Origin of the sequence: Peptostreptococcus equinus (genome assembly GCF_027125355.1) — a bacterium.
In the GTDB taxonomy this organism is placed as follows: domain Bacteria; phylum Bacillota; class Clostridia; order Peptostreptococcales; family Peptostreptococcaceae; genus Peptostreptococcus; species Peptostreptococcus equinus.
On record NZ_CP114052.1, the window covers coordinates 705,640 to 726,482 of the forward strand.

A 20,843-nucleotide genomic window follows, 5' to 3' on the forward strand; every position below is an offset into this window, starting at 1 on the left:
ATTGATTTCCCAAAAATATGGAGGTAATAGTTATGTTAGGTAATGTTGTTAGATATAATTTTTTTGCGATAGAAAATGTAGATAAAGAAACTTATTCTTTGGATCATGCAGTTGTTATTGATGTAAATGAAGAAGATGGTCAAGTAAAAATATTGCCGATTACCAATACTTTTTGCAAAGACTCCATAGAATCATTTTGCTTAGGTAAGATTGAAGGATTTGTTGAAATAAGAAATGAAGGTTTTAAAGAATTAGATCAATATGTTCGTTTTGATAAGGTCATGCTTGTAAATAAGGATGAAATAAGCTCATTAAAGGCTCAAGATGAATATGGTAATATAAATCAAGATTATATTGACTTATATGTTAATTCTGATCAGCTTACAAAGATACTGGATAAGTATAAGGAATATACTGATGGAGAGATTAGAAATGTTGTAAATCTTTTATTAAAATCAGAACCAAAATATAAATTAAATATGCAAGCTTCATCGTTAGCAACTGATATGGATGTATATTTAAAGAAAATGGATAAATATAGAGAATACAATTATAATAATCAGAAGATAATAGTATTTTACGTAGAAGGACAAAGATATTCCTTAGTAATGGATGCTACTGATAACACGGATATAAAATCAAGAAATGAAGAGCTAAAGTTGGCTCTTGTAAGTTAGCTTTTACGTTTTGTTTACAAAACACTACCATAATCACTATAAAAATAAGCAGGGTAAAACCTGCTTATTTTTATTTTATATTACATTTTAATTTAATGTATATTAGTAAAAGAATAGATTTATTAAAATTAAATCAAAAAATAAGTAAAGAGTAAAAAGCTACGGAATTTATCCGTAGCTTAAATTTATTATTTACTATATGCATTCATAAAGGCTTCTATAAATATTTGTTTTGCCTCACTTCTTTCACTTGATTGTATTGGTGAGTCATTTTCAAATCCGTCAAATAGTTCTGAAGCTTTAGCTCTAGCTTCTGCTTTTGATCCACCTGCATTTTTAAATTGTTCACCTTCTCTAGCTCCAGCACTAGCTATATCATTTTTTAAGCTGGTATTTAGACTACTTACAAAAGGTATGACTGTACTGCCACTTTCCTTAGCAGTAGCTTGGTTTTTCTTTGATTCGATATCAGTAGATCTTTCTTTTTTGCTAGTAGAAGATTCCTTATCTGAATTTGATTTGTTACTAGAGTCATTTTTGTTGTTTGACTCATTGTTTTTGTCTTCTTTTGTTGTATCTTCAGTATCGGTAGAGTTTTTACCTCTTACCTTTTCTATATCCTGTCTAATTTGATCCATCTGTTTTTTGAACTCTTTAAATTTAACGTTATATTCGCTTACGTTCTTTTCGTATGAATTTTTATCCTTTATAACTGTATCAGCCATCTTTGATGATAAATCATACATGTCGCTAAGATTTTGTTTCGCATCTGCAAGTGGTTTGTATGTTACCTTTGCATCTTTTACCAATCCTGCATTAGTAGTAATTGATTCTTTAGCACTTGCTAAATCACTTTCAAGATTTGAGTTTTTATTTACATCTGAAATAGTCTTTAAGTTAGATTTTAAATCATTATAGTATGATAAAGTCTGTTTGTATTCAACAATAATTTTGTCCACATTATCCTTATTAATATCAGTTATATACTCAGTTTTACTTGTAGTTGTAGTGTTGTTAGTAGTATCTTTTTTTTGGCTAGTACAAGCAGCTGTAGATAGTGCTAAACTAGTTGCTAAGATACCTAACATTGATTTTTTCAATATATTCAATATCTTCACCTCCATGTTAATATATATGCACATTATAACACAAATGTAAAAAAATAAAAATATAAACTTTATTTATTATACTTGACAGGAGTATGATATAATATAGAATGGTATAATTTTATTTATAAAAAATGCAATAGACTTGGAGGGTAATATATGAAATTAATACATAAATATCAAATGAATGGTTTTAACATAGTAATGGATGTAAATGGTGGAGCTGTTCATCTTGTTGATGATATATCATATAGAATATTAGATTTTTATGAAGAAAAAACTTTAACTAAGATAATTGAGCTATTAGCTAATGAATATGAAAAGGATAAAGTTATAGATGCTTATAATGAATTAAAGGAACTTGAAAATGAAGGATTACTTTTCAGCATAGATGAGTATAAAGACCATCCAAGTTTTGTGAATAGACAGCCAGTTGTAAAAGCTTTATGTCTAAATGTGGCACATGACTGTAATTTGAAATGTAAGTATTGTTTTGCAAAGCAGGGAGATTTCGGTGGAAGAGCAGAACTAATGCCACTTGATATAGGTAAGAAAGCCATTGATTTTCTAATAGAAAGAAGTGGGAATAGAAGAAATCTTGAAGTAGACTTTTTTGGTGGTGAACCGCTTATGAATTGGGAAGTTGTAAAAGAATTAGTGAAGTATGGTAGGGAAAAAGAAAAACCTGCTGGAAAAAACATTAGATTTACAATCACTACAAATGGGGTTCTTTTAGATGATGAAAAGATAAACTTTATAAATGAAAATATGCATAATGCTGTATTATCTTTAGATGGTAGAAAAGATGTACACGATGGAATGAGGCCAACAGTAAATGATAAGGGAAGCTATGATATAGTAGTACCGAAGTTTCGAAAATTAGTGTCTCAAAGACCTAAGGACAAATATTATTATGTAAGAGGTACATTTACAAGAGATAATCTTGATTTTTCGAAGGATGTAAATCATTTTTATGACTTAGGATTTGAACTTACTTCTATAGAGCCAGTAGTTGACGATGAATCAAACCCCTTTGCTCTTAGAGATTCGGATTTACCAATGATTTTTAAAGAATATGAGGATTATGCTATTGAATTAGCTGAAAGACAATTAAAGGGAGAAAAAAATAAGTTTTTCCACTTTACAATAGATTTAAATCAAGGTCCATGTGTAATAAAGAGAATTACAGGTTGTGGTGCAGGAAATGAATATGTGTCAATTACACCAAATGGAGATATATATCCATGTCATCAATTTGTTGGCAAGGATGAATATATATTAGGAAACTTGAATGATGAAGAAATTGAGATTCCTGAAGAAATAAAATCAATGTTTAGAGAAGCTCATGTATATAACAAAGAAGCTTGTCAGAAATGTTGGAATAAATTCTACTGTTCTGGAGGATGCCATGCTAATGCAATAAACTTTAATGGAGATATCAAACAACCATATGACCTTGGATGCCAGATGCAGAAAAAAAGAACAGAATGTGCAATAATGATACAGGCAAAATTAATGACTCAAGGACAATAATTGTAAACTACTAAAGGTGATAAAATGAGGATTAGTTATAAATATCTTGGCAGGTACAAAGAAATAGCATCAGTAATGATGTCTTATGGATTTGGATACATAGTTGAAAAATTTAATAAAGATTCTGTAGCGACTAAGATGATGACTCATAGTCCTAAAAATGATATAAAAAAATTATCATCTGCTCAAAGGCTTAGAATGGCATTTGAGGAATTAGGCCCTACATATATAAAAATAGGTCAGATTCTAAGCACTCGAAAAGATATATTGGACGATGATATGATTATTGAACTCTCTAAATTAAGAGACAATGTGGAGAGATTTCCCAATGAAGTCGCTATGAATATTTTGGAAAATGAATTAGAATGCCCAAAAGAAGATATATTTAAATATATAAGTCCGAATCCAATAGCTGCTGCATCAATAGCTCAAGTATATGAAGCAGAGCTATTAGATGGTAAAAAAGTAGTAATTAAAATACAAAGACCCGGTATAGAAAATATTATAAAAGCAGATATTACCATATTAAAAAGGCTTGCCAGCGGACTTGCAAATTTTAATGATGAGCTCAATATTAATGCTGAAGATTTGATTTCTGAAATAGAAGTACAGTTATTAAGAGAACTAGATTTCAAATTTGAAAGTGTAAATGGTAACAAACTTAAAAATATATTTAAAAATGAAAAAAATGTTATAATACCTTACATATATGATCAATATACTAGTAAAAAAATAATTGTAATGGAAAAGATAGAGGGTATATGTTTATCAGATATTGATAATACTTTTGTTGATGAATCCGATAAAAAAACAATAGTTGATATCGGTGTACAAGCATTTTTTAAGCAGGTTATGACTTGTGGCTTTTTTCATGCTGATCCACATCCAGGGAATTTGTTTATAGTAAGAGAAAATGGACTCAAACTAGCATTTATAGATTTTGGTATGATAGGTATAATTGATTCAAAAACTCTAACGATTTTGAATCAACTTATTATAGCTTCAACAGATAAAAATATAGATAAAATAGTAAGGATACTAGTTGAAATGGATGCCATTGGCACAGAAGTGAATAAGGAGGCTCTAAAAAGAGATATTTTATACTTGATGCATTATTATTATGACTTGCCTTTTGAAGAATTAAGCATATCTGAAATAATTAATGAAGTATTTAGATTTATGAGAACACATAAGGTAAAGTTACCTAGACAGTTAGTCACTTTAGGTAAAACAGTCATAACATTAGAAGGTACATCTAGGGGACTATACAAGAATTTTAGTGTAGAAGAAATAGCAAGTGCATATTTGAAATATTATAAAGAAGAGAAATTAGACATTAGAAAGAACTTTGCAAAAGCTAAGTCTAATATTGATGAATATTATTTTGAATTAATATCCGTTCCAAATCAGCTAAAGAGTATATTAACTATATTAGAAAAAAATAACTTGAAATTAGATATTGGAGAAATGAGATCTCCCAAGCTAGAAGATAACATTAAGAAATTTACTACTCAAGTTTCAATGAGTATAATGCTTGCGGCTTGTATAGTAGGATCGTCATTGATATTGTCTTCTAATAATATACAAAAATATAGACTCATAAAATATATGGGCATAAGTGGATTCATACTATCTTTTATAATTGGTATTACATTGGTATTTATGATATTAAAAAATAATTATAGAGGTAAAAAATAGTATTGAATAATAAATATATTTGAAACGATATTTTTAAATAGTAGAAAAGAGGAATATATTTGAAAAAATGGAATCTAAAAACTTTATCAAGTCCACAATCAAATGATTTGATAAAAGAAATGAAAATAAGTGATTCTATAGGGCAAATTTTAATAAATAGAAACATTGATGAAAAAGAAAAACTGGATATGTATATTAATCCTAAAATTGAAAGTTTAAGGAATCCATTTTTGTTAAAAGATATGGATAAGGCGGTATCCAGAATAAAAGATGCAATAAGCAGAAAAGAAAAAATTGTAATTTATGGAGATTATGATGTAGATGGAGTTTCATCTACATCAATTTTGCTTATATATTTCAATCATGTTAACTATCCTGTAGATTTTTATATACCAAATAGATTAGAAGAGGGTTATGGGCTAAATATTGAGGCTATTGACCATATAAAAGAAATGGGAGCTAATTTAATTATAACTGTTGATTGTGGTATTACATCTGTTGAAGAAGTAGAATATGCAAAAGAAAAATCTATAGATGTAATAATTAGCGACCATCATGAGCCACAAGAAGAATTACCAAGAGCTGTTGCAGTAATCGACCCTAAAAGAGAAGATTGTAAATATCCATTTAAAGGAATTTGTGGGTGTGGTGTAGCATTTAAACTTATACATGCATTGAGTGGAGATGAAGATTTTTTTGCCAATATAAATTTATATTTAGAAATAGTTGCGCTTGCTACTATTTGTGATGTCATGCCAGTTTTAGATGAGAATAGAATTATAGTTAAAAATGGTATGGAAATAATGGGCAAGGGAGCTAACAAGGGTATGGAAGCTCTTATAAAAGTATGTGCAATAGATAAAGAAAAGCTGAGAAGTTCGCATCTTGGGTTTGCTATAGGTCCAAGAATAAATGCTTCAGGTAGATTGGGCTTTTCTAGGTTAGGAGTTGAATTATTTATAGAGAATGATTCTGATAAAGCTTTTGAAATTGCAGAACTAATGAATTTGAAGAATCAAGAAAGGCAAGATATAGAATCTTATATATACAATCAAGTAGAAGATCGGATTAGATCTGATAAATCTTACTCAAAAGATAAAGTATTGGTTCTATCTGGAAGAGGATGGCATCATGGTATAATAGGTATTGTAGCATCAAAAATAACTGAAAAGTATTATAAACCCACAATATTATTATGTTCTGATGAAGATGGTATAGCTGTTGGTTCTGCCAGGTCAATAAAAGGATTCGATATTTTTTCAGCATTGTGTAAGTGTTCTGATTTAATGATGAAATTTGGTGGTCATGAGCAAGCTGCAGGTATGACAATGGAAGAGACAAAAGTTGAAGAACTTAGAAAAATCATTAATGAAATAGCAGATTATAGATTAGAAGAACAAGATCTGATAGAAAATATTGGTATTGAATACATGATAAAAGCTGACGATTTAACGTTGGACCTCGAGGAAGAACTGCATATATTAGAGCCATTTGGTATTAGAAATCCAACACCATATTTTATGATGCAGGAATGTCTTGTAAAAGCCGTTTATTATATGGGCAAAGATAAAAAACATATAAAACTTATAATTGAAAATGGAAAAGAATTTGACTGTGTAGGATTTGGACTAGCTCATTTATTGAATGATTTTGAAGTTGGAGATTTAATAGATATAGTATTTACAATTAATAAAAATACATATATGGGTAACACAAAGCTACAACTTATGATAAAGGATATTAAACTTAATAAGCCTTGTAACATGAAAAATAACATATATTTAAATGAAAAAATTTATTATATGCTATTGAACAAAATAAACAGTGAAAAAAATGATGAATATTTGATTAAAAATATGGATATGTGTAATGAAATTAAAGAAAATAAGTTTTTTGATCAAAAAAAAGAGATATTATCTAGAAAAATCAAAAGAGAAGAAAATATATTAAGTCAATATCAAGAAAACACCTTGGTTTTATATAATACTATAGAGGGATATTGTAGGTCGAAGTCAGATTCATCTTTATTGGAGTTTGAAAATGTTGAATTAGCTTATTTATCTAATATTGATAAATATGATATTAAAGTATATAATAAAATTATTATTTATGACTATTTTTATGATTTAGACGAACTTTTATTTATTTATTGCAAAAAAAATAAGGATACGGAAGTTATAATGAATTTTGGGAATCAAGATTTTATATATCTGAATAAAAGTATAAGAAATATGGAGTTTGATAGGGATGAATTTGTAGTTATTTACAAGCATCTTATGGGTATTAATGAAGATAAAATTACATATTCTAAATTTATTAAATCTCAAAAATTTAGTCCGCTGAAGATTATGATAATATTGGAAACCTTTAAAAATGCCCAAATATTAAATTATAAAATTAACTACGAGAATGATATACTTTGTTTTAATTTTTTGCCAAAACCTGCTAAGAAATTATCCTTAGAAGAAAATTCAGTCGTAATTAAATTAAAAAACATTATAAAAAAATACAATGTTACATATGGTAACTAAATGGAGGAATTTATGAATTTAGAAAAAAAAATAAGAAATATACAGGATTTTCCAAAGCCAGGTATAGGTTTTAAGGATATTACTACACTGATTGGCGATGGAGAAGCTTTTAAATATACTATAGACAAAATGGTTAATGATATTAAAGCTTATGATGTTGATATTGTAGTTGGACCAGAGGCAAGAGGTTTTATTTTTGGTACGCCAGTTGCGTATGGATTAGGAGTAGGTTTTGTGCCAATTAGAAAGCCAGGAAAGCTTCCTTCAGAAGTGGAATCATATGAGTATGATTTAGAATACGGTACTGATATATTAGAAATTCATAAAGATGCAATAAAACCAGGAATGAAAGTAGCCATAGTCGATGATTTACTTGCTACAGGTGGAACTACAAAAGCTGCAACTGAGCTAATTGAAAAATTAGGTGGAGAAGTGGTAATACTTGAGTTTGTTATAGAATTAGAATTTTTAAATGGTAGAGAAAAATTACAGCAATATAATGTAAATTCATTAGTTTCATATTCTGCTGAATAAGAATCAATTATTAGCTATTTTGATAAGAGAAGAGGTGACATTATGTATGATACAGATTTACAAAAATTAATAGATAAAATTAAAAGTTATGCGCCTAATGCTGATATCGAAAAGGTAGCTAGAGTTTACGATCTTGCCAAAAAAGCACATGAAGAACAGTATAGAAAATCAGGTGAGCCTTATATTATTCATCCAATTGCAGTAGCTAATATTTTAGCAGATATGCAACTTGACATAGATACAATATGTGCTGGCATATTGCACGATGTAGTAGAGGATACGGATTATACATTAGAACAGGTAGAAGAATGGTTTGGTAAAGATGTAGCTGTTTTAGTTGATGGTGTTACAAAATTAGGTAAGATTCATTATATGACTAAAGAAGAATCTCAATCAGAAAATCTTAGAAAAATGTTTTTAGCAATGGCTAAAGATATGAGAGTAATACTAATAAAACTATCTGATAGATTACACAATATGAGAACATTAGAGTACATGGATTCTTCAAAAGCAAAATATAAGGCACAAGAGACCCTAGACATTTATGCAGGTATAGCTCATAGGCTAGGTATATCTAAAATCAAATGGGAGTTAGAGGACTTGTCTTTAAGATTTTTAGATCCAGATGGTTATTATGATTTAGTTCACAAAGTGAACATGAAAAGAGAACAAAGACTTGCATACATTGAATCTATAGTAGAAATTATTAAAAAGACTTTTAAAGAACTGGAAATTCCATGTGAAGTTTATGGAAGGCCAAAGCATTTTTATTCTATTTATAGAAAAATGAAGAATAAAGGTAAGAGTTTTGATGAAATATATGATTTGACAGCTGTAAGAGTAATAGTAGATTCTGTAAAGGATTGTTATTCTGTTCTTGGTGTAGTACATACTTTATGGAAGCCGATGCCAGGAAGATTTAAGGATTATATAGCTATGCCAAAACCTAATATGTATCAGTCTCTTCATACGACAGTTATTGGTCCAGATGGAGAGCCAGTAGAAATACAAATTAGAACCCATGAAATGCATAATATAGCTGAATATGGTATAGCTGCTCACTGGAAGTACAAGGAAGGTATAACAGGTAAAGATCCTTCTAGTATAGATGAAAGATTGCAGTGGCTAAGATTAATGATGGAATGGGAAAAAGATGTAACAGATCCACATGAGTTCTTAGATGCATTGAAAGATGATGTATTAAATTATCAAGTGTATGTATTTACGCCACAGGGTGAGGTAATTGAATTACCTAATGGATCTACTCCAATTGACTTTGCATATAGAATACACTCCAAGGTAGGTAATAAATGTGTAGGAGCAAAAGTTAATGGAAGAATAGTCCCTTTGGATTCAAAATTACAAAATGGTACTATAGTAGAGATATTGACATCAGCTAATTCTCCAGGTCCAAGTAGAGACTGGATAGGACTTGTAAAAACTTCAAATGCGAGAAATAAAATTAGACAATTCTTTAAAAAGGAAAGAAAAGAAGAGAACTATGAAAGAGGCTTGGCAATTTTAGATAGAGAGCTAAAGAGAAATAAATTAGACAAAAATGATCAAGATGTTATAAATGCATTAAAAGAAGTAGGTGTTAAATTTAATCAGCCAAACTATGAAGATTTTATTGCAACAATAGGTTACGGTGGTATCATTGGTACCCAGGTAGCCAATAAAGTAAAAGACATGCTTTTGAAAGATGCAAGAAGACTTGAAAAAGAGCAAAAAGCAAGCCAAGAAGAAAATGTTGAAGCACATACTAAGGTAGAAAAAAATAAAAATAAACATAAAAAGACAGAAAAAAGACATACTGGTGTACAGGTGGATGGTCTGGAAGGAATTTATGTTAGATTTGCTAAATGTTGTAATCCACTTCCTGGAGACGAAATAGTCGGATATATTACTAGGGGTAGAGGTGTGACAGTTCATAGGTCAGATTGTGAAAATATATTAAGAGATAAAGAAAAGAATAAAGATAAAATGATAAATGTTTCATGGATAGAGGATAATGATTCTAGATTTGAAGCTGAAATACAATTAAAAGCAAATGATAGAAGAGGTATTGTAAACGAAGTTACACATGTTATTTCAAATGAAAAGGTGGCTTTGGTAGGTATATATGCAAGAAGGGGACAAAGTATAGGAATAATTATTGATTTAATAGTAGAAGTAAATGGTATTGAACAGTTGAATACTTTGATTAGAAAGATGATGAATGTTCCTGGTATTGAAGATGCATATAGAGTTCATGGAAAATAAAAATAGGAGTGAATTATGAGAGCAGTTGTTCAAAGAGTAGTATCATCAAATGTTAAAGTAGATGGTCAATTGACTGGGCAAATAAAAAAAGGAATAATGGTATTATTAGGAGTTGGCCAAGAAGATACAATAAAAGACGTAGATTATATGGTTGACAAGATTATAAATCTAAGAATTTTTGAAGATGAAAATGACAAGATGAATCTATCATTAAAGGATGTAAGTGGACAATTATTGGTGGTTAGTCAATTTACTTTATTTGGAGATTGTAGAAAAGGAAGAAGACCAGGGTTTTCTGATGCTGCTAGACCAGAAATGGCTGATGATTTATATATGAAATTTGTGGAAAAAGCAAGAAATAATGGTATACACGTTGAGACTGGAAAATTTAGAACTCATATGATGGTTGAACTAATAAATGATGGACCAGTAACTTTACTAATAGATTCAAATAAAAATTTTTAGGAGGTATTATATGAAAATACAAGCTATTGCTGATAGAATGATGCAGCAGAATACTTTTATAATATATGATGAACAAACTAAAGAGGCAGCTGTAATTGATCCATCTTTAAATATAAAAGAAGAGTTAGAATGTATTAATAAAAACAATTTAAAAGTTAATTATATTTTGCTGACTCATGGACATGCAGATCATATAGGTGACGTTCTAGAATTAAAGAAAATCACAGGTGCAAAGATAGTGGCATCTATAAATGAAAAAGAATTATTAAATGATGCAAGCAAGAATTTAAGTACTGAATTTTATCAGGAAAAAATAGAATTTGATGCAGACGAATATGTAAATGATAGAGATAAATTGAAAATGGGTGAACATACTTTTTCATTTTTCTTTACACCAGGACATACTCCAGGCGGTATGTGTATAAGATGTGAAAATGATATGTTTACAGGTGATACATTATTTAATGGATCAATAGGTAGAACAGACTTATATGGAGGAGACTATAATCAGATGCTTAAGTCTCTTAAAAAACTTAGTAGGATGGAAGATCAAATTAGAATACATCCAGGTCATGGACCATCTTCTACACTAGGTGAAGAAAAGAAATCAAATTATTATATGAAATTGGTGGTATAATGATAAAAATTTTATTACAAGGACATGATTATAAATATGAAATTGCTGAGTTCTTGAAACTTTTTACTTCTGAGTTTTCTTTTATAGATGGCTCAGAAGATTTTGACGTTATAAACCAAGTTGATATTTTAATGAGTCAGCTTTATATTGGAAAGACAGACCAAAAGATAAGAGTAAGTGCAACTAGTCAAGTGATTTCAGATGGAGAGATATTATTTAATAATTCTATAGAAGAAGAATATTTATTAGAAGAAAAAAAATTTGCAAAAAACAATAAAAAAATAGATAATATAGTTAAGACTATGTCTAAAAGAGTAATTCAAAAATCTATGTACCCATATTTTGTAGATAAATATAAAATTGATTTACCGTGGGGAATACTGACAGGGATTAGACCTGTTAAAAAAATTCATTCATTGCTAGATGAAGGTATGGATTATGAAGAAATTGGCAAATTTATGATTGATAAATATCTTATAAGTGAGGAAAAATTGGAGCTTATATTAAATATAGCAAAAAGAGAAAGGAAATTTATTTATCCATTATCAGAAAATAAAATTTCAATGTATGTGAGTATACCATTTTGTCCAAGTAGGTGTGTATATTGTTCATTTCCATCAAATACCCTAAGTGAATTTGGAGATGTAAGGGATAAGTATATAGAAAAACTATTGTGGGAAATTGAAGGAACTCACAGGCAGATAATGGAAGGTAAGAAAGAAATAGAGACTCTTTATATTGGTGGAGGAACTCCTACATCACTTGAAGCCAAGCAATTGGATAGATTAATGTCTGGATTAAAGAATATATTAGATTTTACTAATATAAAAGAATTTACAGTAGAAGCTGGTAGACCTGATACAATTGATGAAGAAAAACTTTTAGTTTTAAAAAATCATAAGGTATCTAGAATCAGCATTAATCCTCAATCTATGAATGAAGATACATTGCTCAAAATAGGAAGAAAACACAGTGTTGATGATATAAAAAGCGTATTTAAATTGGCTAGAAAAATGGGATTCGATAATATAAATATGGATTTGATACTTGGACTTCCTGGTGAAGATCCAAATATGGTTAAAAACACTATAAAAGAAATATTAGAGTTAAATCCGGAAAATATTACAGTTCATACTCTAGCTTTAAAAAGAACATCAGAAATTTCTATGAATATAGAAAAGTATAGAGAGGGATTTACTGACTACAATAATATGGTAGATATGATTTCTATATGTAAAGAAGAGCTGTCAAAAAATGGATATAATCCATATTATATGTATAGGCAGAAACATATGCTAGGTAATTTAGAAAATATTGGTTATTCTAAAAAAGGCTTTGAATGTCTGTATAATATGCAGATTATGGAAGAAAGACAGACAAATATGGCATTTGGTGCAGGAGCTGTATCAAAATTTGTATATTTGGATGAAGACAGATTAGAAAGAGTAGATGATGTAAAGAACTTAGAAATTTATCTAGAAAGAGTAGATGATATGATAAATAAAAAAATTAGGGAGGTAAGGAAGAATGGCGATTAATGCTCCTAGAGGAACAAAGGACATAACTTCTTCTGATTCTTATAAATGGAATTATGTTGAAAATAAATTTAAGGAATTATGCAAATTATATGGTTATGAAGAGATAAGAACTCCTATATTTGAAAATACTGAATTATTTCAAAGGGGTGTAGGCGATACTACTGATATAGTACAAAAGGAAATGTATACTTTTACTGATAGAGGTGAAAGAAATCTAACTCTGAAGCCTGAGGGCACAGCAGGTGTAGTAAGAGCTTTTATAGAACATAAAATGTTCGCAGATGCTCAGCCTACAAAGTTATTTTATATTACACCTTGTTTTAGATATGAAAGACCTCAGTCAGGCAGACAAAGACAATTTCATCAATTTGGAGTGGAAGCAATAGGAAGTGATAGTCCTTCTTTAGACGCAGAAGCAATTTCATTGGCAATGCAGTTTTTAAATGAACTTGGTCTAAAAGATTTGTCGGTATCTATAAATTCGGTAGGTTGTCCAGTATGTAGAGAACCATACAATAAATTGCTAAAAGAATATCTTGAATCAAAATCTGACTTATTGTGTGATTTATGTAATGAAAGACGTGAAAAAAATCCTATGAGAGTTATAGATTGTAAGGTTGAAACATGCCAGGAAAACATAAAAGATATACCTCTAATTGCAGATCACTTATGTCCAGATTGTCAGGAACATTTTGATAATTTAAAGAAATATCTTGATGAAATGGAAATAAAATATACTGTAGATAAAAAAATAGTTAGAGGTCTAGATTATTACAAAAGAACGGCTTTTGAGATAATATCAAATGACTTGGGTGCACAGTCAACAGTTTGTGGTGGTGGAAGATATGATGGACTTGTCGAACAGATAGGTGGGCCTAAGGGGTATAGTGGCGTAGGTTTTGCAATAGGAGCTGAAAGACTTCTGTTAACACTTGAAGCTAATGACATAGAAATAGAAAATGACAATAAAATAGATATATATGTTGTTACTATAGGAGAATTAGCTAAAACTAAGTCATTTTCTATATTAAAAGAACTTAGGGAAAATCATATTTCAGCTGATAAGGACCACTTGGATAGAAGTCTGAAAGCTCAATTTAAGTATGCTAATAAGATAAAATCAAAATATACTGTAGTGATTGGTGATGATGAAATAAATAACGATGAAGTAAATTTAAAAAATATGGAAGACTCTCAACAAAAGACTATAAAATTAAGCCAACTTGTTGATGAATTAAAGTCTTTACTATAGGGGGTATAAACTTGGATAATTTAAAAGGTTTTAAAAGAACTTGCTATGCAGGTGACTTAAAAGATTCTCATATAGGAGAAGAAGTAATATTAATGGGTTGGGTTCAGAAAAAGAGAAATCTTGGTGGCCTAGTGTTCGTTGATTTAAGAGATAGAGAAGGAATGGCTCAAATAGTATTTGATGCTGATGTCAACAAGGAAGCTTTTGAAAAAGCTGAAAAATTAGGTAGTGAATATGTAATAGCCATAAAGGGTAAGGTTTTTGAAAGACAATCAAAAAATCCTAATATGTCTACTGGTGATGTTGAAGTATTCGTCGAAGAGTTAAGAGTATTGAACTCTTCACAGACACCACCGATATATATAAAAGACGATGATGAAGTAAGTGAAGCCTTAAGATTGAAATATAGATATTTAGATCTTAGAAAACCAAAAATGCAGAAAAATCTTATGATGAGACATAAGGTTGCAAGTATAGTTAGAAACTATTTATCAGAAAATAATTTTTGTGAAATAGAAACTCCATTTTTGGTTAAACCTACACCGGAAGGAGCTAGAGATTATCTTGTACCTTCAAGGGTAAATGAAGGTCGTTTTTATGCTTTACCACAGTCACCACAGCTATACAAACAGCTGTTGATGGTTAGTGGTATGGATAGATATTTCCAAATAGTTAAATGTTTTAGAGATGAAGATTTAAGAGCTGATAGACAACCTGAATTTACTCAGATAGACTGTGAAATGTCATTTGTTGAAGAAGATGATGTAATGTCTATTATGGAAGGTCTAATTAAAAAAGTCTTTAAGGAAACTTTAGATAAAGACATTGATTTGCCACTTCCTAGAATGACTTATGCAGACGCTATGAATAAATATGGATCAGATAAACCAGATACTAGATATGGTTTAGAATTTGTAAATATTAGTAGATTGGTAGCAAATTGTGGATTTAAAGTATTTTCCGATGCTACAAAGCCAGGCTACTCAGTAAGAGGTATAAATGTAGTTGATGGAGCAGAAGCTTTTACTAGAAAAGCTATAAGTCATTTAGAAGATCATGCGAAAACTTATAAAGCAAAGGGATTGGCTTGGATGAAGATTTCTGAAGAGGGAGTAACTTCACCTATAGCAAAATTCTTTAGTGAGGATGAATTAAACTCAATAGTTAAAGAAATGAATGCAAAACCAGGAGACTTACTATTATTTGTTGCCGATAAGGACTCTGTGGTATTTGATTCATTAGGTCAAGTGAGAATAGCTGTTGCAGAAAAACTTGGACTTGCTGATGCAAATAAATTTAATTTGTTATGGGTGACTGAATTTCCGATATTTGAGGAAGATGAAGAAAATGGTAGATTTGTAGCAAAACACCATCCGTTTACTTCACCGATGGATGAAGATTTGGACAAAATAAATGGAGAGGATAAATTATCCCTAAGAGCCAAGGCTTATGATATTGTATTAAATGGTTATGAAATAGGTGGTGGTTCTATTAGAATTTCAGATGCAGAAGTACAGAAAAAAATGTTCAAGGCACTAGGTTTTTCTGATGAAGAAGCGTATAATAAATTTGGGTTCTTAATTGATGCATTTAAGTTTGGTACACCTCCTCATGGTGGTATAGCATTTGGTATGGATAGATTAGTTATGCTACTTGCTGGAGCAGATAATATTAGAGAAGTAATAGCATTTCCTAAAAATCAAAATGCAGTTTGTCCTATGACTAACGCACCCTCAATAGCAGAAGATGCTCAGCTAAAAGAATTAAGTATCAAGGTTGATATACAGAAAGATTAAGTTTACTTTTTATATTGAGGGGTGAGATCATGGGTGAAGATTTGAAAGAAGAGTTAATAGTAAGAAAATTAAACCCAAATAATGATAGACGGGCACTGATAAGAAGATTAAAAAAAATAGAAGGTCAGATAAAAGGCATTCAAAATATGGTAGAAGAAGAAAGATATTGCATTGATATTTTAAATCAAATATCTGCAGTTAAATCTGCCATGAGCTCAGTTGGTAATATTATATTATCTAATCATATTAGCGGTTGCGTTTCTGATGCAATAGAAAATAATGAAGCTGATAAAGATAAAATGATAAAAGAGTTAATTGATATGTTGAACAAGTACTCCAGATAAAAGGAGGAGAAAAATGGATCAAAAAGGACATATAGTAGAAATAATTGATAAAGATACGGCATTATTTAAAATGGAGAGATTATCTGCATGTGCTAGTTGTGGTAAATGTATAGGTTCTACAACTAGTGAGAGTCAAGAGATAATGGTAGAAGTAGTGAACAATATAGGAGCTAAAGTAGGAGATACAGTAGAAGTCAATATGGACGATATGAATGTATTAGGTGCAATAGGGATAGTATATGGTATACCACTTTTTTCTCTTATAATTGGTACAGTTGGTTCGTACTTTTTGTTAAAAAACCAGCTAGAAAAAAATATTTTAGAAATTCTTAGCTTTGCTATAGGTATAATTCTCACAATTATATCGTATATAATTATTAAATCTAAAGATTCTAAATTTAGAGAGAGTAGAAGGTATATGCCAGTAGTATCAAGAATTTTAATAGATTTAAATGCTATAAAATAATAGCAAATTGGAGGTAAAAATGGAATTAATCGAAGGATTGAAGTCACAAATTAATGGTAAAAATATTAGAATAGTTTTGCCAGAAGGAACTGAACCTAGAATAATAGGAGCAGCGACTAAATTACACAAAGAGGGAATTTTAGTACCAGTATTAATTGGTAACAAAGGTGAAATTGCTAGAATAGCAAAAGAAAAAGCTTTTGAAATTGAGGGAATTGAAGTGATAGATCCTAAGGAATATACCGACTTTGACAAGATGGTAGAATCATTTGTTGAAAGAAGAAAAGGAAAAGTTAGTCAAGAAGATGCAAGAAAATTACTTCAAGATGAAAATTATTTTGGTACTATGTTGACTTATATGGGATTGGTTGATGGTATGGTCAGTGGAGCTGTACATTCTACAGGTGATACAGTTAGACCAGCTTTACAGATAGTAAAGACTAAGCCAGGTGTAAGCAGAACGAGTGGTGCATTTGTAATGATTAAGGGTGATATTAGATATATATTCTCTGATTGTGCAATTAACATTGAATTAGATGCAGAAGGTTTGGCAGGAGTTGCTGTGGAAAGTGCAAAGACTGCGAAAATGTTTGGAGTGGATCCTAAGGTTGCTATGCTATCATTTTCTACTAAAGGATCAGCTAAGCACGATTTAGCTACAAAGGTTGAAGAGGCTACAAAGATGGCTAAAGAATTAGACCCAAGCCTTCCTATAGAAGGTGAAATCCAATTTGATGCAGCTATAGTTGAATCAGTTGGTCAGCAAAAAGCTCCAGGTTCAGAAGTTGCTGGACATGCAAATGTATTTGTATTCCCATCATTAGAAGCTGGTAATATAGGATACAAGATTGCTCAGAGATTAGGTGGATTTGAAGCTTTAGGTCCAATACTTCAAGGCTTGAATAAGCCAATCACTGATTTATCGAGAGGTTGCAGTGAAGAAGATGTATACAAATTAAGTATAATTACTGCTTGTCAAAGTTTACATAATTAATTATTGATTAATAAAAGCCATAAATGTAATTTACATTTATGGCTTTTATATTATCTAAAATTTTTTTCGCTGTCATAATCCTCTACATAATCTTCAGTTATAGATCTTTCCATTCTATTGATGTCATCTTCATTAACATATTTCTTTTCAACATCAATGTTTAGTGAATTAAGATTATCATTTAATTCTTTTCTATTTAATACATATCTTGTATTAGTTCTATTTTTACCTAAATTTACCCAATTTACATACTTTAGAGCATCATTTTCTGTGAAGGCTTTCTTTAATTTATATAGATTAAATACTTTGGCCATAGAAGTAATAAAAACAATAGCCAAAGTTATACCAATAGCATTAACAAATGCGATTGAACCAACTGTAGCGGCGGTAGAATAATCCTTAATCATAATGTTATAGACCATTTTATATAGACCTATACCAGGTATTAATGGTAGTATGCCAGGTATTATTATTATTATTGCCGGTTGCTTTAATTTTCTTGCTAAGACCTCGGAACATATACTTACTACGCAAGCTGATAAAAATGAATAAAGAGCAGGATTTTCTATATATTTAACGCCGAATAAATATACCATCCAGCTTAGACCTCCTACAGCTGCAACATATTTAAGTAACTTTTTAGGAGTATTGAAAAAAATCGAAAATCCAGCTGTCGCTAAAGCTGCAAATACGAAATGTTGCCATAATGGCATAGTTGTCATTTTATACACCTCCTATTCCGAGTACTAGAGCCACGCCAGAAGCTATGGCAATCAATATCATAATAACTTCAAAAAATCTAGCAGTACCAGATACCAAATTACCAGAAATTAAATCACGTAGGGATTTAACAAAAGCAACTCCTGGCAGTAAAGGCATTATTGAACCAACTATCAATGTAGTTGGAGAATGAATTAGTTCTAAATTATGAAGTATAAAACCAGATGAAGTAATTACGATTGAAGCTATTAAATGAGAGAAAATTATAATATTGCTATACTTCATAATCTGATCATATATATATGCACTCAACATAGACGTGAATATTGTAAGAATAAATATATTTATTTCATTCCCACCAATCATAGCGGCAAAAAGTGCTGAAGCTAATCCAGTCGAAATGTAAATTACTTTTGAAGAATAGCCCTTTAATTTATCTATTCTATGCAATTCCTCAATTTCTTCGTTCATATCTGGATCCACTTTGTTTACGAAATCTCTAGAAAAACTATTTAAAAGTGATAATTTAGCTAGATTAATACCCCTGATATCTATAGTTTTCATAAAACATAAACCATCAAACTTATCATCAGAAAGAATAATAACAGTTGGTGTTGTAAAACAGTTTATGTGTGTATATCCTCTTGATTTACAAATTCTAAGTACACTATCTTCAACTCTATAAGTTTCAGCTCCATTTTTAATTAAGAGTTCGCCAAGAAAAAGTGCTAATTTTAGCGTTTGAATCTTGTAATCTTTGTCATCTAATCTGTTGACATTCAAAATTATTACCTCCATTTTATTTATTGCAAAAAAAGAATTCATATATTTATTATGTAAAACATAATAGATTTATGAATGCTTGAATTGGATAAGAACATAATACATCAAATACTTGGAAATGTATAGGGGAATTTCTTTAATATATGTAAAATTATACTTAAAATAAATTAAGGTTGGTGTTTTATAATAATTTAAAAAGTAAGAGTGGTGAATGTTATCGTAAAGAAAAATATTAAAAAGACCTATGGTCGGCAATATAATACAAAAACTAGTAATTCAGTCAAAAATAAGAAAAGAAATTCTTATACTTATAATGACAATAAAATAAAAAAAACTAAATATAAGAAGAAAAAATATAGGAAAAAAACTAGTAAAGCAAAAATACTTTTTTTCATTATATTCCTATCAGTAATTTTATTGATTGTATTTTCTGTATTCAGAAATATTGACAATGAATATAAAGAAAGTAATCAAATAAATCAAAAGAATATGACAAAAGAAGAATTTATAAAAAATATAGAAGAAATTTCTATTTCAGAATATAGGAGAAGTGGAATATTACCTTCAATTACTATTTCACAGGCAATAATTGAGTCTAACTGGGGACAGTCAAAATTAACCCAAAAAGCAAATAATCTTTTTGGTATTAAATATTCAAATAATTGGAGAGGTGGCTATGTAATATTTAGCACAGGAGAGAATTATAATGATGTAATTAATGCAAAATTTAGAAAGTATAATTCATGGGAAGAAAGCATTGAAGATCATACTAATTTCTTGTTGAACAATAAAAGATATAAAAATGCGGGTATTTTTAAAAGTAAGGATTATAAAGTGCAGGCTCAAGCTTTAGAAGATGGTGGATATGCTACGACTAAGAATGTAAAAGGTGAAAAAATATATGCAGAAAAATTGATAGATGCAATAGAGAAATATAAACTATATGAAATTGATAAAAAAGTAGTAGGTAGAAGTTTTTTTGATAGATAAATTTTTATATTAAAATAAGAAGAAATATGATAGAATAATAAAAGAGTATAGCAGATAATCGCAGGTAGAAATACGTGAGGAAAGTCGGAGCTCCATAGAGCAGGGTGCTAGGTAACGCCTAGTGAGAGCGATCTTAAGGATAGTGCAACAGAAATAAACCGCCATTTTGGTAAGGATGGAAAGGCGAGGTAAGAGCTCACCAGCACATAGGTGACTATGTGGCTATGTAAACCCCACCTGGAGCAAGGCCAAAGTAGGAATAAGGAGTGTTGCTCGCACTTCCCGGTAGGTAGGCCGCTTGAATTTATTGGTGACAATAAATCTAGAAAGATGATTATCTAATACAGAACTCCGCTTATAGCTATGCTCCCATTTGGAAATTTAGTCAACTTGAAAAATCGAGTTGACTTTTTTATTGAGTAAATAAATTGATCTATTATTTTATAAATTAATAAGTAAGTTTATTTGTAAATAATGGTATTAAAAGTATAATATATGATATAATAAAATGTGATAA

The 20,843-nt window shown here is 29.8% G+C and carries 18 protein-coding genes and 1 other RNA gene; 16 read left to right on the top strand and 3 right to left on the bottom strand.

Annotated elements, in window-relative coordinates:
- The first annotated feature begins 32 nt into the window (after positions 1–32).
- Positions 33–677 carry a hypothetical protein gene (locus O0R46_RS03695; RefSeq protein ID WP_269312232.1) on the top strand — a complete coding sequence of 215 codons (645 nt, stop codon included), beginning with the start codon at positions 33–35 and terminating at the stop codon, positions 675–677.
- 188 nt (positions 678–865) lie between these two features.
- Here the strand turns inward: O0R46_RS03695 and O0R46_RS03700 are convergent, their stop codons facing one another.
- Positions 866–1,786 carry a hypothetical protein gene (locus tag O0R46_RS03700; protein WP_269312233.1) on the bottom strand — a complete coding sequence of 307 codons (921 nt, stop codon included), beginning with the start codon at positions 1,784–1,786 and terminating at the stop codon, positions 866–868.
- A gap of 156 nt (positions 1,787–1,942) precedes the next feature.
- Here O0R46_RS03700 and scfB point away from each other — a divergent pair, with 156 nt between their 5' ends.
- From scfB to pta, 13 genes are read left to right on the top strand one after another with little or no spacing between them, the layout of a single operon-like run.
- The gene (gene scfB, locus O0R46_RS03705; protein ID WP_269312234.1) at positions 1,943–3,316 is read left to right on the top strand and encodes a thioether cross-link-forming SCIFF peptide maturase; all 1,374 of its coding nucleotides are present in this window, start codon (positions 1,943–1,945) and stop codon (positions 3,314–3,316) included.
- Positions 3,317–3,340: 24 nt separating this feature from the next.
- Positions 3,341–5,014 carry an ABC1 kinase family protein gene (locus O0R46_RS03710; protein WP_269312235.1) on the top strand — a complete coding sequence of 558 codons (1,674 nt, stop codon included), beginning with the start codon at positions 3,341–3,343 and terminating at the stop codon, positions 5,012–5,014.
- Between the two features lie 59 nt (positions 5,015–5,073).
- Positions 5,074–7,545, top strand: a complete 2,472-nt coding sequence (gene recJ, locus O0R46_RS03715; RefSeq protein WP_269312236.1) for a single-stranded-DNA-specific exonuclease RecJ — start codon at positions 5,074–5,076, stop codon at positions 7,543–7,545.
- 12 nt (positions 7,546–7,557) lie between these two features.
- A complete protein-coding gene (locus O0R46_RS03720) occupies positions 7,558–8,079 on the top strand; it encodes an adenine phosphoribosyltransferase (protein ID WP_269312237.1) in 522 nt (173 codons plus the stop codon).
- A gap of 42 nt (positions 8,080–8,121) precedes the next feature.
- Positions 8,122–10,341: a RelA/SpoT family protein gene (locus tag O0R46_RS03725; protein WP_269312238.1), complete on the top strand. Its 2,220-nt coding sequence runs from the start codon at positions 8,122–8,124 to the stop codon at positions 10,339–10,341.
- Between the two features lie 15 nt (positions 10,342–10,356).
- Complete coding sequence (gene dtd / locus O0R46_RS03730; protein ID WP_269312239.1) at positions 10,357–10,806, top strand: D-aminoacyl-tRNA deacylase; 450 nt, start codon at positions 10,357–10,359, stop codon at positions 10,804–10,806.
- A gap of 10 nt (positions 10,807–10,816) precedes the next feature.
- Positions 10,817–11,443, top strand: coding sequence for an MBL fold metallo-hydrolase (locus O0R46_RS03735; RefSeq protein ID WP_269312240.1), 627 nt, complete (start codon positions 10,817–10,819; stop codon positions 11,441–11,443).
- Entirely contained in the window at positions 11,443–12,981 is a 1,539-nt protein-coding gene (gene hemZ, locus O0R46_RS03740) for a coproporphyrinogen dehydrogenase HemZ (RefSeq protein WP_269312241.1), read from the top strand. Before O0R46_RS03735 ends, hemZ begins: the two co-directional genes overlap by 1 nt.
- Positions 12,971–14,233: a histidine--tRNA ligase gene (gene hisS / locus O0R46_RS03745; protein ID WP_269312242.1), complete on the top strand. Its 1,263-nt coding sequence runs from the start codon at positions 12,971–12,973 to the stop codon at positions 14,231–14,233. The genes hemZ and hisS overlap by 11 nt, the downstream gene beginning before the upstream one ends.
- 11 nt (positions 14,234–14,244) lie before the next feature.
- Complete coding sequence (aspS, locus tag O0R46_RS03750) at positions 14,245–16,029, top strand: aspartate--tRNA ligase (RefSeq protein ID WP_269312243.1); 1,785 nt, start codon at positions 14,245–14,247, stop codon at positions 16,027–16,029.
- A 29-nt stretch (positions 16,030–16,058) separates the two neighbouring features.
- Complete coding sequence (locus tag O0R46_RS03755; protein WP_269312244.1) at positions 16,059–16,373, top strand: metal-sensitive transcriptional regulator; 315 nt, start codon at positions 16,059–16,061, stop codon at positions 16,371–16,373.
- 13 nt (positions 16,374–16,386) lie between these two features.
- Positions 16,387–16,839 carry a SoxR reducing system RseC family protein gene (locus tag O0R46_RS03760; RefSeq protein WP_269312245.1) on the top strand — a complete coding sequence of 151 codons (453 nt, stop codon included), beginning with the start codon at positions 16,387–16,389 and terminating at the stop codon, positions 16,837–16,839.
- 19 nt (positions 16,840–16,858) lie between these two features.
- Entirely contained in the window at positions 16,859–17,833 is a 975-nt protein-coding gene (gene pta / locus O0R46_RS03765) for a phosphate acetyltransferase (protein ID WP_269312246.1), read from the top strand.
- 50 nt (positions 17,834–17,883) lie between these two features.
- Here the strand turns inward: pta and O0R46_RS03770 are convergent, their stop codons facing one another.
- On the bottom strand, positions 17,884–18,555 hold the full coding sequence (locus O0R46_RS03770) for a threonine/serine exporter family protein (RefSeq protein WP_269312247.1): 672 nt from the start codon (positions 18,553–18,555) through the stop codon (positions 17,884–17,886).
- Position 18,556: 1 nt separating this feature from the next.
- Positions 18,557–19,336 (bottom strand): threonine/serine exporter family protein, encoded by a 780-nt coding sequence (locus O0R46_RS03775; protein ID WP_269312248.1) that lies wholly within the window; start codon positions 19,334–19,336, stop codon positions 18,557–18,559.
- Positions 19,337–19,540: 204 nt separating this feature from the next.
- On the opposite strand from O0R46_RS03775, the gene O0R46_RS03780 reads away from it, so the two are divergent.
- Positions 19,541–20,326, top strand: a complete 786-nt coding sequence (locus O0R46_RS03780) for a glycoside hydrolase family 73 protein (protein WP_269312249.1) — start codon at positions 19,541–19,543, stop codon at positions 20,324–20,326.
- A 42-nt stretch (positions 20,327–20,368) separates the two neighbouring features.
- Positions 20,369–20,700, top strand: an RNA gene (gene rnpB / locus O0R46_RS03785) — RNase P RNA component class A.
- The last annotated feature ends 143 nt before the right edge of the window (positions 20,701–20,843 follow it).